7 protein-coding genes are annotated in these 16,905 nt (G+C 72.4%); 2 read left to right on the top strand and 5 right to left on the bottom strand.

Features of this window, described 5'->3' with window-relative positions; translation table 11 throughout:
- Positions 1-1,855: M4 family metallopeptidase (locus tag ACIP82_RS35990; protein ID WP_400659741.1), on the bottom strand; the 1,855-nt coding region annotated here is incomplete at its 3' end.
- 545 nt (positions 1,856-2,400) lie between these two features.
- Entirely contained in the window at positions 2,401-7,938 is a 5,538-nt protein-coding gene (pulA, locus tag ACIP82_RS35995; RefSeq protein WP_400659744.1) for a pullulanase-type alpha-1,6-glucosidase, read from the bottom strand.
- 320 nt (positions 7,939-8,258) lie between these two features.
- Between pulA and ACIP82_RS36000 the strand changes: the two genes are divergently transcribed.
- A complete protein-coding gene (locus ACIP82_RS36000) occupies positions 8,259-9,224 on the top strand; it encodes a phosphatase PAP2 family protein (RefSeq protein WP_363609967.1) in 966 nt (321 codons plus the stop codon).
- A 104-nt stretch (positions 9,225-9,328) separates the two neighbouring features.
- On the opposite strand, the gene ACIP82_RS36005 is transcribed toward ACIP82_RS36000, so the two are convergent.
- Together ACIP82_RS36005 and ACIP82_RS36010 are read right to left on the bottom strand one after the other, a co-directional pair.
- On the bottom strand, positions 9,329-12,352 hold the full coding sequence (locus ACIP82_RS36005) for a bifunctional [glutamine synthetase] adenylyltransferase/[glutamine synthetase]-adenylyl-L-tyrosine phosphorylase (RefSeq protein ID WP_363609969.1): 3,024 nt from the start codon (positions 12,350-12,352) through the stop codon (positions 9,329-9,331).
- Positions 12,353-12,475: 123 nt separating this feature from the next.
- On the bottom strand, positions 12,476-13,837 hold the full coding sequence (locus ACIP82_RS36010; RefSeq protein ID WP_363609971.1) for a glutamine synthetase family protein: 1,362 nt from the start codon (positions 13,835-13,837) through the stop codon (positions 12,476-12,478).
- A gap of 152 nt (positions 13,838-13,989) precedes the next feature.
- On the opposite strand from ACIP82_RS36010, the gene ACIP82_RS36015 reads away from it, so the two are divergent.
- Positions 13,990-15,771 carry an NAD+ synthase gene (locus tag ACIP82_RS36015; protein WP_363609973.1) on the top strand — a complete coding sequence of 594 codons (1,782 nt, stop codon included), beginning with the start codon at positions 13,990-13,992 and terminating at the stop codon, positions 15,769-15,771.
- Here the strand turns inward: ACIP82_RS36015 and ACIP82_RS36020 are convergent.
- Positions 15,768-16,889: an endonuclease/exonuclease/phosphatase family protein gene (locus tag ACIP82_RS36020; RefSeq protein ID WP_400659749.1), complete on the bottom strand. Its 1,122-nt coding sequence runs from the start codon at positions 16,887-16,889 to the stop codon at positions 15,768-15,770. The two genes, ACIP82_RS36015 and ACIP82_RS36020, sit on opposite strands and share 4 nt — an antisense overlap.
- Positions 16,890-16,905: the final 16 nt, after the last annotated feature.

The following is a 16,905-nucleotide window of genomic DNA, read 5'->3' on the forward strand; positions in this document are numbered from 1 at the left end:
TCCAGGTGAAGCTGGTGGAGCCGGTCTTGTTGGCGGCGTCCTTGGCGGTGACGGTCACGTTGTAGGTGCCGGCGGCGGTGGCGGTGCCGGTGATCCTGCCGGTCGAGGCGTTGATCGACAGGCCGGTCGGCAGCCCGGTGGCCGAGTAGCCGAGCGGCGCGGTGCCACCGGTGGCCGTGATCTGCAGGTTGGCCGAGCCGTTCAGCGCGGTGGACTGGTTGCCCGGGTTGGTGACGGTGACGCCGCCGCTGGGCACGGAGCCGACGTTGACGCCCGCCCAGGCGGTGGCGACCGCGTTGTACTCGGCGCTGCTCGCGCCGTACAGGTCGGTGGCCGCGCTGAGCGTCGCGGTGCGCGCCGCAGCGTAGTTGGTGGTGGAGGTCATGTAGACGGTGAGCGCGCGGTACCAGATCGCCGCCGCCTTGTCCCGGCCGATGCCGGTGACGGTGATGTTCCCCTGGGTCGGCGAGTTGTAGCTGACGCCGTTGATGACCTTGGCGCCGCTGCCCTCGGAGAGCAGGTAGAAGAAGTGGTTGGCGACGCCCGAGGAGTAGTGGACGTCCTTGTTGCCGACTGTGGAGGACCAGTAGTCGGCCGAGGCGCCGTCCTTGGAGGGCTTGTCCATGTAACGGAGCGGCGTGCCGTCCCCGTTGATGTCGATCAGCTCGCCGATCAGGTAGTCGGGGTTGTCGGTGGGGATGTTGGCGGAGAACTCCACCATCGTGCCCATGATGTCCGAGGTGGCCTCGTTGAGGCCGCCGGACTCGCCCGAGTAGTTGAGGTTGGCGGTGGCCGCGGTGACGCCGTGGCTCATCTCGTGGCCCGCGACGTCGAGTTCGGTCAGCGGGTGGGTGTTCCCGGAGCCGTCGCCGTAGGTCATGCAGAAGCAGGAGTCGTCCCAGAAGGCGTTCACGTAGTTGTTGCCGTAGTGGACGCGGCTGTAGGCGCCGACCCCGTCGTTGCGGATGCCGTTGCGGCCGAAGGTGTTCTTGTAGTAGTCCCAGGTGGCCGCGACACCGTAGTGGGCGTCGACCGCGGCCGACTCGCCGTTGGCGGCGGTGCCGTCGCCCCAGCTGTCGGTGGACTTGCTGTAGAGGGTGCCGGTGCCGGACGTCCCGTGGTTCAGGTTGGTGGTGTACATCCCACCGCGGGTGGCGTCCTTCAGCTGGTAGGTCGAACCCGACTGTGTGGTACCGATGTTGACGTTGCCGACGAAGACGCCCTTGCCGGTGCCGGTCTGGATGCCCTCGAACTTCTGGATGACCTGGCCGGTGGTGGCGTCGGTGACCACGTGCAGCTTGCTCGGGGTACCGTCGGACCCGGTGGAGGAGACCACGGTCTCCCAGGCCAGTCGCGGGCTTTCACCGGCGGCCCACACGACCAGACGGGGCGCGGTGTCCAGTGCGGAGCCCGACTCGGCGGCCAGCGCGGCGGACTGCGCCGTGGGCGCGGCCAGCTTCGGCGAGGTGCTCACGCCGGTCAGCGCGGCGGTGCTCGCCCGGTCCACGCCCTTGGTCGCGCCGCTCGCGCTCTGGTGCACCACCAGATCGCCGCCGAGTACCGGAAGGCCGTTCAGGGTGCGCTCGTAGCGCAGGTGACGGGTGCCGTCCGCGTCCTGGACGGCGTCCTTGGTGACCAGCTTCTCCTCGCTGCCCAGGCCCAGGGTCTGGGCGAGGGTGGCGGACTGCTGGGTCGCGGTGGCGATCAGCTGCGCCCGGTTCGCCACCGACTGCGGGCCGGCGGCCGGCACGTCGGGGGTGGCCGCCTGCGCGATGACCGGGATGCCGGTCACCAGCAGCGCGGTGGTTGCGGCCATGACAACCGCTGCCTTCCGGGCCTGGGTGTAGCGGGACATGCGGACTCCTTTTCCGACCGGCGCGGGGTGCGCGCCCAGTGGAGAGAACCTGGCCGCGGGGTTGCGGCACAGTGGGGGCCCCCGCCGCCGGTGTGCGGCGCGGGTGCGGTGACGGAGCGAAGGTGAGTTACAGAGGGGGGATGCGCTGTACCTGACCTGGGACAGCTGCACCGGGGGGTGGGGCCCCCACGTCTGCAGCCGGAGGAATCGTGGCAGCAAACGAGCCGTTAATGACAGATGCATGCCAGGGATTGGCCGATTAGCAACTCCGCCCGTTCATCCACCGAACCGCCAACTGTGTTACGGGTACGGGAACTTACGACGATGGGTTTCATTACCACCGAAAGAGTTCGATCACTTCCGGCGGGCACTGACCAGCACTCCGGGCCCGATCCGGCTCCGGATACTGGACAGCGGTGCCCGGGTCGCGCGGCACCTCGCCTTTCCGGCCGTGCCAGTGGCCGCTTTCGGCCACCGGCCGTCCGGAAACGCACCGGGCCCCGCACCGCCGAGGTGGCGGCGCGGGGCCCGGTGCCGGCGGTCCGTCAGCTCTGGACGAACACCGCCACGGTGCGGCCCGGCACGGTGAAGGTGCCGGTCGCCGGGTCGAAGCCGGACCGGCCGACCACCTGGTCACCGCCGCCCGCCTGAACCGGGTGCAGGGCCTGGGCCGTCCCCTTCAGGGCGGCCACCGTCTGGCCCTGCGCGGTGGGCGTGGCGTTGAACACCACGGTGACACCCTTCTCCGCGCCCTTCAGCCCGGTGCCGTCCAGGTGCAGGGTGATCACCCCGGGGGTCTCGCCGGGCGTGCCGGAGAGCGGGTAGGAGAGCCGCCGCTGGACCTCGGCGAGGGTGGGCAGCGAGAACAGCGGCGAGGACTGCTTGATCCGCAGGAACTGCTGGTACTGCGCGGTGGCCGCCCGGATGTCGGCGGCCCCCACCGTCAGCCTCGGGTCGGCCAGCAGGGACTTGGCGGTCGGCCACATCTCCTGGTTGTCGGCCGCCATCGGCACGCCCCGGCCCCAGCCGTTGCCCTGGGCCGGGTCCCAGTGGATGGCGTTGAACCAGTCCCCCGAGTCGTAGGAGTTGGCGTCCAGCGACTTGGAGCGCAGCAGGTCGCTGCCGGCCTGGGCGAAGCCCGGGCCCTGGGTCAGGGCGGTCAGCGACAGCGCGAGCGCCTGCATCCGGGCCCGGTCGGCGGGCGCGGTGCCCACCGGGAGCTTGTACGCCAGCGCGTCGAACAGGTCGGCGTTGTCGTGCGCGTCCACGTACTCCACCGACTCGCCGGGCCTGGCCGCGTAGCCGGTCGGGGCGCCGTTGTAGTCGACGCCCGCGCCGGTGACGGCCCGTCCGGAGCTGTCGGTGAAGGAGTAGCCGGCCAGGTTGCCGGTGAGCGCCACCTTCAGCTGGTCCATCTGGTGCAGCAGCCGGGCCTTCTGCTGCTCCGCGGTCCCGTTGTCGGGCGAGCCGTTCGGGTCGGTGTACAGGCCCGAGGCGAAGCCCTGCTGCGGGGCGGAGGAGAGCTGGAAGTTGCCGCCGCGCGCCGCGTCCCGGATCCGGTCGTCGAAGGTGGCGATGCCGGTGCCGGCCATGTTCAGCTGGGTGGCCTGCTCGAAGCGGGCGTTGTTCGCGACCGCGCCGAAGTTCCAGCCCTCGCCGTAGAGGAAGACGTTCTTCCCGTCGACGCCGTCCGAGTCCGGCGTCATCCCGCGCAGCGCGGCCTGCACGTCCAGCATGGTGGACTTCGGGTCCAGGCCCATCAGGTCGAAGCGGAAGCCGTCCACCTTGTACTCGCGGGCCCAGGTGGTGACGGAGTCCACCACCAGCCGGTTCATCATGGCGTGCTCGGGCGCGGTGTCGGCGCAGCAACTGTCCGTGGTGACCTTGCCGTTGGCGTCGAGCCGCTGGTAGTAGCCGGGGACCACCCGGTCCAGCACCGAGTGCTCGGCCTGCCCGCTCGCGGCGGTGTGGTTGTAGACCACGTCCAGCACCACGCGCAGTCCGGCCGCGTGGATCGCCTGCACCATCTGCCGGAACTGCACGGTCCGGGCGGTGCCCCCGGGGTCGGTCGCGTACGAGCCCTCCGGCACGTTGTAGTGCAGCGGGTCGTAGCCCCAGTTGTAGGCGTCGTCGGCGGCGACGGCCGCCACGCACTCCTGCTGCTTCTCGCTGTCCGCCGCGAGGGACGCGAGGTCGCAGGCCGGCAGCTTCTGCTCGGCCCGGTTCTCCCGGATGGTGGCGATGTCGAAGGTCGGCAGCAGGTGGACGGTGGTCACCCCGGCCTTGGCGAGCTCGCGCAGGTGCCGCATGCCCGCCGACTCGGACTCGGTGAAGGCCAGGTAGGTGCCGCGCTCGGCGGCCGGCACGGTGGTGTCCTCCACCGAGAAGTCCCGGACGTGCAGTTCCTGGATCTGCTGCCGCGCGGGCGGGACGGCCTTCGGGACGGCGTGGTTCTCCCAGCCCTGGGGCTTGAGCTCCCTGGCGGCGAGGTCGGCGACCAGACTCCGCTTCGAGTCGGCGGCGAGCGCCACCGAGTACGGGTCGGTGACGGTGTTGGTCACCAGCCGCTGGACGGACGGCGCCCAGACCTTCACCTGGTACAGGTAGTACTTGCCGTCCAGTTCGGCCTTGTCGCGGACGAGTTCCCAGACCCCGGTCTCCTCGTCGAGCTTCAGCGGCACCGTCTTCGGGGTACCGCCGGCCGCGCTGTCGAAGAGCTGGACGGAGACCTCCTGCGCGGTCGGCGCCCAGACCGAGAGCGCCACCTTGCCGTGGTAGTACGCCGGGCCGAAGTCGACCCGGCCGGTGCGGCGGGCGTACAGGTCGTCCAGGACGCCGGGGATCTGCACCCCGGTGGCCGCCAGGACCGCGCCGCTGGGCAGGTGCTCGGTGAGGAGCAGCTGGCCACGGAGCGCGACAGGGACCCGGGCGGCGTCGCGGGCGTCCACGGTGAAGGCCCGGTAGCCCGCCAGATGCGGGTACTTGGCCTTCTGCGCGTCGGTGAGACCGCCCGCGGCGGGCTCCAGCCGGATCCACCGGCCGGGCCTGGTCAGCGCGCCCCGCTCCGCGCGGATGCCGCCCTCGGGGTCGTACACCAGCTGGGCGCTGGTGCCGCCGGCCAGCGCGGCGTCGTTGGCGCCGTAGCCGGCGGGCACCACCACCGTCCTGGCGTCGATCCACTGGGCCCTGGCGGAGCCGAGGTCCAGTTGCGCGGAGGCGGCGGCGTTCTGCGGCAGCAGGTAGCCCTCCCGGCCGCCGAGGATCCAGACCTCGCGGCCGTTGACGGCGAGGTCCAGCGACTGGTCGTTCGGCAGGTCCTTGTCGTTGCCCCGGTGCAGGATGTAGCTGAGGCTGGTAGCGCCGGGGGCGAGCGGCACCTCGAAGACGGCGCCGAAGGCGTCGCGGCGCACCGGCAGCAGCGGGTTGCCCCAGTCGGTGGGCTTGGCAGCGCCGGTCCAGTCGTGCAGGCCCCAGCCGTCGTAGTCGCCGTCGGCCCGGTTGTAGTGGATGACGGCGGTGTCGGCGGGCTGGGTGTCGACCGGGCCGGGGTTGACGGTGCGGACGGTCGGGTCGCCCTCCTTGAGCCAGATCTCGCCGGTGGCGCCGACATCGAGGTGGCGGTCGGCGTCCACGTCCTTGACGCCGTCCTTCTCGACGACGAAGCCGACGTCCGAGGCACCGCTGCGCAGCTTCACGTACGCGAAGGCGCCGTACGCGTCACGGCCGGTGAACCCGTGCCCGGCGGGCCACTGGGTGGCCTCGCCCTCGGCGAGGTCGCCCCAGGCGTAGAGGTTCCAGCCGTCGTAGTCGCCGTTCTTGCGCTGGTAGTGCACGACGGCGTACGGGCGGGCGGTGGCGCTGGGCACCGGCGTGGGCGCGGGGGCGCCGGTGGTGAAAGCGCCGGTGGCGGAGCGCAGATGGCCGCTGGAGTCCTGCACGACGGCCTTGTAGCGGACGACGGTGCCGGGCGGCACGGCGCCCAGGTCCTGGGTGACCCGGAAGAGTCCGCCGCCGGCGGAGCCGGACGAACCGCTGTCGGCGGTGCCGAGCACCTGCCAGGGCGCGGTGCCGACCTGCGCGGCGAAGGTGACCCGGTCGAAGCCGCCGCCGTCGGCCGCCGCCCCGATGGTGACGGTGCCGCTGGAACCGTCGGCCGAAGGTGCCAGGGTGAGCCGCGGGGCCGCCGCGACCGGGGCGATCCTCCCGGCCGCCTTGAGGACGACCGAGGAGAGCGCCGGGACGGTGACGGTGACCTTGCGGTCCGCGCCGCTGGTCAGCCGCTCCCCCGCCGCCGGGTAGATCCGGTCGAAGCCCTGGCCGGCCGAGAAGGTGTCCAGGGTGACGGTCTTCGCCTCGGTGGCGTTGTTGACCGCGACCAGGTACTCGACCTGCTGCCCCGCGTCGATCCGGGAGAAGGCGTACACGCCCGCGCCGTCGGCGGCGTACCGCTCGATCTGGGCGCCGTCGGCGAGCGCCGGGTGGTCGCGGCGCAGCTTGGCCAGGCCGGCGATGCCCTGGTACAGCTCGCCGCCCCGGCCGTAGCGGTCGGCGGAGCCCGCGGTGCCGCCGAGCACCCGGTCGCTGTTGTAGGAGGGGGTTCTGGAGGCGAACAGGTCCTGCCGGGCGTCCTTGTCGCCGCCCGCGCCGGTGAAGCCCTGTTCGTCGCCGTAGTAGACGACGGGCTGGCCGCGGGTGAGGAACATCAGCTCGTTGGCGAGCCGGTCCTTCTTCAGCAGGGCGGCCTCGCCGGCGCCCGGGTTGTCGCTCTGCAGGAAGGAGCCGAAGCGGCCCATGTCGTGGTTGCCGAGGAAGGTCGGCAGCTCGTAGGCGTCGGTGTCGGCGGTGGTGTAGCGGTAGTCCTGGCCGTAGACGTCGGCGAGGTTCTTCGCCGAGCCGCCCTGGGAGACGTAGGAGCGGGCGGCGTTCTGGAACGGGAAGTCCAGCGTGGCCTGGAGCTTCCCCTTGGTGACGTACGGCGAGGTGACCGCCGGGTCGCCGGAGTAGACCTCGCCGAACATGAAGAACTTCTTGTTGCCCTGCTTGGCGGCGAAGTCCTTGAGCGCGGGCGCCCACTGCTGCCAGAAGGCCATGTTGACGTGCTTGACGGTGTCGATCCGGAAGCCGTCCACGCCGGCGTCCTCGACCCACTGCTGGTAGACCTTCTCGAAACCCTTGACCACCTTGGGGTTCTGGGTGTCGAGGTCGTCCAGGCCGGAGAAGTCGCCCTCGGTGGCGGACTCGCCGACGAAGGTGGAGTCGCCCCGGTTGTGGTAGAGCGAGGGGTCGTTGAGCCAGGACGGGGTCTTGGCGGTGGCGTCGGCCGGGTTGCGGAAGACCGGGGAGTAGGGGAAGGAGTCCTTGGTCAGCTTCGGCCAGGGGGCGCCCCGGTCCGCGACGGAGGTCTCGTCGACCGGGTTGCCCTCGGTGTCCAGCACCGGGTAGGCGCCGGTGGAGCGGTAGCCGTACTGCTTCTGCTGGTAGTCGACGACGTCGGCGGTGTGGTTGGTGATGACGTCGAAGAAGACCTTGATGCCCCGCGCGTGCGCCTTGGCTATCAGCTCCTTGAGCTGGTCGTTGGTGCCGAAGTGCGGGTCGACCTGGGTGAAGTCGGTGATCCAGTAACCGTGGTAGCCGGCCGACGCTCCCCCGGGGTCGCCGGCGCCCTGGACCGGCTTGTTCTTGAAGATCGGGGCCATCCAGATCGCGGTGGTCCCGAGGTCCTGGATGTAGTCGAGCCGCTGGATCAGGCCGGCCAGGTCGCCGCCGTGGTAGAAGCCCTTGTCGGCGGGGTCGAAGCCGTTCTCCAGCCGGCCGCCGACGATGCCTCCGGTGTCGTTGCCCTGGTCCCCGTTGGCGAAGCGGTCCGGCAGGACGAAGTAGAACTGCTCCCGGGTGAGGTCGTGCCGCCCGGCGGTGGCGGCGAGCGCGGCGTCCGAGGGCGGACCGGGCGGGGCCGCGGCGAGGGCCGCGGGGGTGCCGCCGAGGGTGGCGGCGGTCAGCGAGGCGGCGAGCAGCGCGGCCGTCCGGCCGGGTCTGCGGTGCGGGGTGGTGCTCCGCCGGCGGCGGGGCGGGACATCGGCCACTGAGGGCTCCCTTGCGAGGGAAAGGGGTGATCGAGTTTCCAGGACGCTAGCGGCCTGCAATATGTTTCAGCAAGATGCTGAAACCGTTTCGTGCTGGGAAACTTGGCCTTTCGCGCCGTGTCCGGACCCCCGACTGCCCGGTCCGATCCGGTCGGCGTGACAATGGGACGCATGCCCGTCCCACCGGTTCGCACCAGACCCGATCGCACCCCCCGCCCCGGTGGGATCCGCCCCCTAGCCCTCAAGGGGGACAGCTGGTGAAGAATCCACTTCCGGAGGATGAGCAGACGGCTACGGGACGTCTGGCAGACTTCTCGTCCATGGGGGAACCGACCGAGATCCAGCAGAGCGGCGCCGAGCGCGCCGGTGCGGCGCGCGGTGGCGGTTCCGAAGCGGGCCAGGCCTCATCCGGCCGGACTCCCGACGGAGCCACCCGACCGCCCCAGTCCCGTACGGCCGCGCTGCGCGGCCGCATCCGCGAGCAGCGCCGGTCGCCGGCCCGCCCGCGGATCTGGTTCGAGCTGGCACTGATCGGGATCAGCTACTGGATCTACTCCCTGGTCCGCAACGCCGTCCCCGAGCAGGCCACGGTCGCCCAGAAACACGCCGGCTGGATCTGGGAGTTCGAGCAGAACCTCGGCATCGCCGTGGAGCGCTCGGTCAACCACGCGGTGGACAGCGTCGGGTGGCTGATCGTGGGGATGAACTACTACTACGCGACGCTGCACTTCGTCGTGACGATCGGCGTGCTGGTCTGGCTCTACCGCTGGCACCCCGGCCGCTACGTCGCGGCCCGCACGGTGCTGTTCGTCACCACCGGCATCGCCCTGGTCGGCTTCTTCTTCTTCCCGCTGGCGCCGCCCCGGCTGATGACCGACGGCGGTTTCATCGACACCGTCGCCGTCCACCACACCTGGGGCTCGATGGCCTCCGGACCGGCCAAGCACGTCTCCAACCAGTTCGCGGCGATGCCCTCGATGCATATCGGGTGGTCGATGTGGTGCGGTCTGACGATCTTCTTCCTGGCCCGGGCGTCCTGGGCCAGGGCCCTCGGCCTGCTCTACCCGATCGCCACCCTGGTGGTGATCGTCTCGACCGCCAACCACTTCTGGATGGACGCCGTCGGCGGTGAGATCTGCCTCATGATCGGCTTCGTCGCGGCCCGGCTGATCTACCACGTCTGGCCCTACCGGCTGCCCAGGGCACCGGCCCGGGAGACGGTGGAGGCACCGGTCACCGTCCCGGAGCAGTGGAGCGAGCCCGCCATGAGCGCCCGGCGGTCCTGACCCCGGTCCTGGCCCCGGTACGAAGGGCCCGCGGAGATCCGTCTCCGCGGGCCCTTCGCCGTCCCGGCGGCCTCCTCGCGAGGCCCGTCCCGGCCCGCGCCGCCTCAGCCGTAGAACAGCCGCTCCACCACCGCCCGGGCCCGCCGGGTGGTGCGCCGGTAGTCGTCCACCAGCTCGCCGCTGTGCCCGGCCCCGTACCCGAGGTAACGGGCCACCCCGGCCAGCTCGCGGGCGTCCCCGGGGAAGCTGTCGCCGGGCCGGCCGCGCACCAGCATCACCGCGCCGCGCACCCGGGAGGCCAGCACCCAGGCGGCGTCCAGCACCGCCGCGTCCTCGGCCCCGACCAGCCCCGCCCCGGCGGCCGCGGCCAGCGCCGCCCTGGTCCGGGTGGTGCGCAGCGCCGGCACCCGGTGCCCGTGCTGGAGCTGGAGCAGCTGGACCGTCCACTCCACGTCCGCCAGACCGCCCCGGCCGATCTTGGTGTGGGTGGTCGGGTCGGCGCCGCGCGGCAGCCGCTCGGTCTCGATCCTCGCCTTGATCCGGCGGATCTCCACCAGGTCCCGCTCGGACACCCCGGTGCCCGGGTAGCGCAGCGGGTCGATCAGCTGCCGGAACCGCTCCCCCAGCGCCTCGTCCCCGGCCGCCGGCTCGGCCCGCAGCAGCGCCTGGCTCTCCCAGGCGTGCGACCAGCGCCGGTAGTACGCCGCGTACGAGGCGAGGGTGCGCACCAGCGGGCCGTTGCGGCCCTCCGGGCGCAGGTCGGCGTCGACCAGCAGCGGCGGCTCGGTGGACGGTGCCCCGAGCAGTGTGCGCAGCTCGTGGCAGATGCTCTGGGCGGCCCGGGCCGCGTCGTGCTCCAGGGAGCCGAGCAGCGGCTCGTGGACGAAGAGCACGTCCGCGTCGGAGCCGTAGCCCATCTCGTGCCCGCCGAACCGGCCCATCGCGATCACCGAGATCCGGGTCGGCAGGGCGCCGTGCTGGGCCTCCCAGCCGGCCACGCAGGCGCGCAGAGCGCCCTGCAGGGTGGCCGCGTTGAGCGCGGTGAGCGCCTCGCCGACGGTGTCCAGGGCCGCGCCGGGGTCGTCGCCGAACCGGCCGAGGACATCGGCGGCGGCGGTGCGGAACAGCTCGCGGCGCCGGACCGAGCGGGCGGCGGCGACCGCCCCGGCGGTGGTGCCGGCCCGGCCGACGGCGGCCAGTATCTCCTGTTCGAGAGCGGGCCTCCCGCGCGGCACCAGGCCCTGCCGGTCGCCGAGCATGGCGACCGCCTCGGGGGCGCGCAGCAGCAGGTCGGGCGCGAGGCGGCCGGCCGAGAGGACCCGGGCCAGCTGCTCGGCGGCGGCGCTCTCGTCCCGCAGCAGCCGCAGGTACCAGGGGGTGCGGCCGAGCGCGTCGGAGACCTGGCGGAAGTTGAGCAGCCCGGCGTCCGGGTCGGCGGAGTCGGCGAACCAGCCGAGCAGGACCGGCAGCAGGGTCCGCTGGATGGCCGCCTTGCGGCTGACGCCGGAGGCGAGCGCGGCGAGGTGACGCAGCGCGGCGGCCGGGTCGGCGTAGCCGAGCGCCTCCAGCCGGGCGCGGGCCGCGTCCGGGGTGAGGCCGGCGGCGCCGGGCGGGAGCTCGGCGACGGCGTCCAGCAGCGGGCGGTAGAACAGCTTCTCGTGCAGCCGGCGGACCTCGACGGCGTGCCGCTTCCACTCGCGCTGCAGGGCGGCGACCGGGTCGGTCCGGGTGTCGCCGTTGATCAGCGGGGCGAGGGAGCGGGCGAGGCGGCGCAGGTCCTCCTCGCCCTTGGGCATCAGATGGGTGCGGCGCAGCCGGTGCAGCTGGATGCGGTGTTCCAGCGAGCGCAGGAAGCGGTAGGCGGCGTCCAGCGAGGCGGCGTCGGCCCGGCCGACGTAGCCGCCCCGGGAGAGCGCGGCCAGCGCCTCCAGGGTGTTGCCGCTGCGCAGCGCCGGGTCGGTGCGGCCGTGGACCAGCTGGAGCAGCTGGACGGAGAACTCGACGTCCCGCAGGCCGCCCGGGCCGAGCTTGAGCTGGCGGTCCAGCTCGGTGGCGGGGATGGAGTCGACCACCCGGCGGCGCATCTGCTGCACGTCGGCGACGAAGTTCTCCCGGGCGGCGGCCTGCCAGACCAGCGGGGCCAGCTCCGTCAGGTAGGCGAGGCCGAGTTCGGCGTCCCCGGCGACCGGGCGCGCCTTGAGCAGGGCCTGGAACTCCCAGGTCTTGGCCCAGCGCTGGTAGTACGCGAGGTGGCTGGCCAGGGTGCGGACCAGCGGGCCGTTGCGGCCCTCGGGGCGCAGGTTGGCGTCCACCGGCCAGATGGTGCCCTCGCCGGTGGTGTCGGCGCAGAGCCGGGTGAGGGCGGCGGCGAGCCGGGTGGCGGCCTTCACCGCCTCCTGCTCGTCGACGCCCTCGCGCGCTTCGGCGACGAAGATGACGTCGACGTCGGAGACGTAGTTGAGCTCCCGGCCGCCGCACTTGCCCATGCCGATGACGGCGAGCCGGCAGGCGCGGGCGGCGTCCGGGTCCTGCTCGGCGGCGATGTCGAGGGCGGTCTGCAGGGTGGCGCCGGCCAGGTCGGCGAGTTCGGCGGCGGTCTGGGTGAGGTCGGTGGTGCCGGTGAGGTCGCGGGCGGCGATGGCCAGCAGGCAGCGGCGGTAGGCGATCCGCAGCGCGTCCGCCGGGCTGCCGCCCTCGTTCTCCCGGACGCCCTGGTGGAGCGCGCGCAGGAAGTCCTCCGGACCGGGGTGCATGTCGCGCAGCTCGAAGGTGACCAGGGCGTGCCAGTCGTGCGGGTGCCGGGCCAGGTGGTCGGCGAGCGCGGTGGACGCGCCGAGCACGCCGAGCAGGCGGTCGCGCAGCGGCTTGGAGGTGGCGAGGGTGTCCCGCAGGGTGTGCCGGTCGGTGGCGTCGGCGGCCTCCAGCAGCCGGGCCAGCCCGAGCAGCGCGAGGTCCGGGTCGGCGGTGGCGCCGAGCGCGTCCAGCAGCAGCGGGTCGTCGGCGAGCTCCTCCAGCCCCGGCCCGGCGAGCAGCCGTACGGCCTGCGCGGGATCGGTGAACCCGCGCCGGACCAGTCTGATCTCCGGCCGGCTGATCCGGCTCCCGGCCCGCTGCTCCTCCACCGTCATCGCCCCTCCGGCTCCCGGCTCCGACCTGCTTCAGCAGGTTACGCGGCCCGGCCCCGCCGTGCCGCCGACGGCACCGGGCCGGGCGGTCCGGGCTCCGGCCGGCCCGGCCCGCCCGTCCCGGGCTCAGAGCACCTGGAGGTTCTTGCGCAGCTCGAACGGGGTGACCTCGGAGCGGTACTCCTCCCACTCCTGGCGCTTGTTGCGGAGGAAGAAGTCGAAGACGTGCTCGCCGAGGGTCTCGGCGACGAGTTCGCTGCGCTGCATCAGGTCGATGGCCTCGCCGAGGTTCTGCGGCATCGGCTGGATGCCCAGGGCGCGGCGCTCGGCGTCGGTGAGCGCCCAGACGTCGTCGTCGGCGCCGGGCGGGAGTTCGAGGCCCTCCTCGATGCCCTTGAGGCCGGCGGCGAGGGTGACGGCGTAGGCCAGGTAGGGGTTGCAGCCGGTGTCCAGCGAGCGGACCTCGATCCGGGTGGAGCCCTGCTTGCCGGGCTTGTACATCGGCACCCGGATCAGGGCCGAGCGGTTGTTGTGGCCCCAGCAGATGTACGACGGGGCCTCGCCGCCGGCGCCGGCGGTGCGCTGCGAGCCGCCCCAGATGCGCTTGTAGGAGTTCACCCACTGGTTGGTGACGGCGGCCGTCTCGGCGGCGTACTTCAGCAGGCCTGCGATGAAGGACCGGCCGACCTTGGAGAGCTGGTACTCGGCGCCGGACTCGTGGAAGGCGTTGCGGTCGCCCTCGAAGAGGGAGAGGTGGGTGTGCATGCCGGAGCCCGGGTGGTCGGAGAACGGCTTCGGCATGAAGCTGGCGTGCACGCCCTGTTCCAGTGCGACCTCCTTCATGACCAGGCGGAAGGTCATGATGTTGTCCGCGGTGGAGAGCGCGTCGGCGTAGCGCAGGTCGATCTCCTGCTGGCCGGGTGCGCCCTCGTGGTGGGAGAACTCCACCGAGATGCCCATCGACTCCAGCATGGTGATCGCCTGGCGGCGGAAGTCGTGGCCCACCCCGCGCGGGGTGTGGTCGAAGTAGCCGGACTGGTCGGCGGGGATCGGCGCGGTGCCGTCGCCGGGCAGGTTCTTCAGCAGGAAGAACTCGATCTCGGGGTGGGTGTAGAAGGTGAACCCGAGGGCGGACGCCTTCTCCAGGGTCCGCTTCAGCACGAACCGGGGGTCGGCGAAGGACGGCGAGCCGTCCGGCATCAGGATGTCGCAGAACATCCGGGCGGTCCCCGGTGTCTCCGAGCGCCACGGCAGGATCTGGAACGTGGTCGGGTCCGGCTTGGCGATCATGTCGGACTCGTAGACCCGGGCGAAGCCCTCGATCGCCGAGCCGTCGAAGCCGATGCCCTCCTCGAAGGCCTGCTCCAGCTCCGCCGGCGCCACCGCGACCGACTTCAGGAACCCCAGTACATCGGTGAACCACAGCCGGACGAACCGGATGTCACGCTCCTCGAGCGTACGAAGCACGAACTCCTGCTGCTTGCCCATGGGGACAGTCTCACCTCTGCTCTTTACGTTCGCGTTACGCCCGGAAGCCACCCGGGAGCGGCTTCCCCCATCATGTCCGATCACCGCGCGGGAGGGCAGTGGTGACCCCCCGGCGGAGACATTGCGTCAGATCGACGATTACACTCGGGGCCATGCCCAATCTCCGTCTCGCCCTGAGCCAGATCGACCCGTGGGTCGGTGACATCGCCCGCAACAGCGATGAGGTGGTGCGCTGGACCAGGCAGGCCGCCGACGCCGGTGCCCAGCTGGTCGCCTTCCCCGAGATGGCCCTGACCGGGTACCCGGTCGAGGACCTCGCCCTGCGCCGTTCGTTCGTCGAGGCGTCCCGCTCGGCGCTGGTCGGGCTGGCCGCGCGGCTGGCCGACGAGGGCCTGGGCGAGGTGCCGGTGGTGGTCGGGTACCTCGGACGCTCCGAGCACGCCTCGCCGCGGTTCGGCCGGCCCGCCGGGTCGCCGCAGAACTGCGCGGCGGTGCTGTACCGGGGCGAGGTGGCCACCCGGTTCGCCAAGCACCACCTGCCCAACTACGGCGTGTTCGACGAGTACCGCTGGTTCGTCCCCGGCGACCAGCTGCCGGTGCTGCGGCTGCACGGGGTGGACGTGGCGCTGGCGATCTGCGAGGACATCTGGCAGGACGGCGGCCGGGTCACCGCCGCCCGCGAGGCCGGGGCCGGCCTGCTGCTGGTGATCAACGGCTCGCCGTACGAGCGGAACAAGGACGACGTCCGGCTGGAGCTGGTCCGGCGCCGGGCCGCCGAGGCGGGCTGCCCGCTGGCGTACGTCAACATGGTCGGCGGCCAGGACGAGCTGGTCTTCGACGGCGACTCGATCGTGGTCGGCGCGGACGGCGAGGTGCTGGCCCGCTCCCCCCAGTTCGAGGAGCACCTGCTGGTCCTCGACCTCGACCTGCCGGCCTCCGGCAGCGACCAGACCGACGGCCTGCTGCTCAGCGACGGGCTGCACCTGGTCCGCACCGAGCTGGCCGGCGAGCCCCGGCCGGCCCCGGCCATCAAGGTCCCCCCGGCCGAAGGGTGGGGGACGCTGACCGCCGAGGTGGCGCCCCGGGTCTCGGACGAGGCGGAGATCTGGGCCGCGCTGGTCGCCGGCACCCGGGCGTACGTCACCAAGAACGGCTTCCGGTCGGTGCTGATCGGCCTCTCCGGCGGCATCGACTCGGCCCTGGTGGCCGCCATCGCGGTGGACGCGATCGGCGCCGGGAACGTGTACTGCGTCTCGATGCCGAGCCGCTACTCCTCGCAGCACTCCAGGGACGACGCCGCCGAGCTGGCCCGCCGGACCGGGCTGCACTTCCGGACCGTGTCGATCGCCCCGATGTTCGACGCCTACCTGGCGGCCACCGAGCTGACCGGGCTGGCCGAGGAGAACCTGCAGTCCCGGCTGCGCGGCACCCTGCTGATGGCGATCTCCAACCAGGAGGGGCACATCGTGCTCGCGCCCGGCAACAAGAGCGAGCTGGCGGTCGGCTACTCCACGCTGTACGGCGACTCGGTGGGCGCGTACGGGCCGATCAAGGACGTCTACAAGTCGCTGATCTTCCGGCTCGCCCGCTGGCGCAACGAGGAGGCCGAGCGGCGCGGCGAGGTGCCGCCGATCCCGGAGAACACCATCAGCAAGCCGCCGTCCGCCGAACTGCGGCCGGACCAGGTGGACAGCGACTCGCTGCCCGACTACGACCTGCTGGACACCGTGCTCGACCTGTACGTCGAGGGCGACCAGGGCCGCGACGCGATCGTGGCGGCCGGCTTCGACCCGGCGGTGGTGGACCGGGTGGTACGGCTGGTCGACACCGCCGAGTACAAGCGCCGGCAGTACCCGCCGGGCCCGAAGATCTCCGTCAAGGGCTTCGGCCGGGACCGCCGGCTGCCGATCACCAACCGCTGGCGGCGCGGCTAGTACCGGTAGGTGGCGGCCACCGCGAGGTGGTCGCTGCCGTCCCGGCCCAGGGTGCGGGAGTCGGTGGGCCGCAGGCCGCCCTTGCTCATGATCTGGTCGATCCTGGCCATCGGGAAGCCGGCCGGCCAGCTGAAGCCGAAGCCGTCCCCGGCGGCGCCCTGGGCCGAGCGCATCTGCGAGGTGACCGGCGCCAGGCTGCGGTCGTTCATGGTGCCGTTGAGGTCGCCGAGCAGCAGCACCTTCTTCAGCGGCTCGGCCTGGATCGCGTCGCCGAGCGCCTGCGCGCTGACGTCCCGCTGGTCGACGGTGAAGCCGCCCTCGGCCTTGAGCCGGACCGACGGCAGGTGCGCGACGTACACCGCGACCGGGCCCTGCGGGGTGGTGACCTGGGCGCGGAAGGCCCTGGTCCAGCCCATCCTGATGTCCACCACGGACACGTCGCCGATCGGGTACTTCGACCAGAGGCCGACCGTGCCCTCCACCACGTGGTACGGGTAGGTGCCGGCCAGCCCGCTCTCGTAGGTGCGCAGCGGCTTTCCGGCGAGCTCCTGGAGGGCGACGATCTGGGCGCCCGAGTCGTTGAGCAGCTTCACGGTGCCCTGCGGGTCGGTGTTGGCGGCGGCCACGTTGTGGCTGACCACCGTCCAGTCGCCGGTGCCGCCGCTCCGGTCGCTGAGCAGCCCGCCGAACAGGTTGAACCAGATCAGCGCGGGCAGCAGCAGCGCGAGCAGGGCGGTGGCGGAGCGCCGCAGCAGGGCGGGCACCAGCAGCACCGGGACGGCCAGGCCCAGCCAGGGCAGGAAGGTCTCCAGCAGACTGCCGAGGTTGCCGACGCTGTTGGGCACCTCGGAGTGGAAGGCCAGCAGGGCGGCGGCGAGCCCGGCGAGGAGGGCGATGACCAGGCCGCGCCGCCAGGTGGTGCTCCCCCGGCCGTCCCGGCCCCAGTGCCGGAGCCCGAGGAAGCCGCCGGTGCCGCCACCGGTGCCACCGAACCCGTTGATGCCGACCCCGTTGATGCCGACCCCGTTGATGCCGGGGCCCCCGGCGATGGCCGGGCCGCTCCCGCCGTTCTCCGCCACCGGTGCCGTAGGCCGGTCCGCCCTGTCCGCCTGCGCCATTCCGTGGCTCCCGTCG

It is taken from the genome of Kitasatospora sp. NPDC088548, from assembly GCF_044753005.1.
GTDB lineage: Bacteria > Actinomycetota > Actinomycetes > Streptomycetales > Streptomycetaceae > Kitasatospora.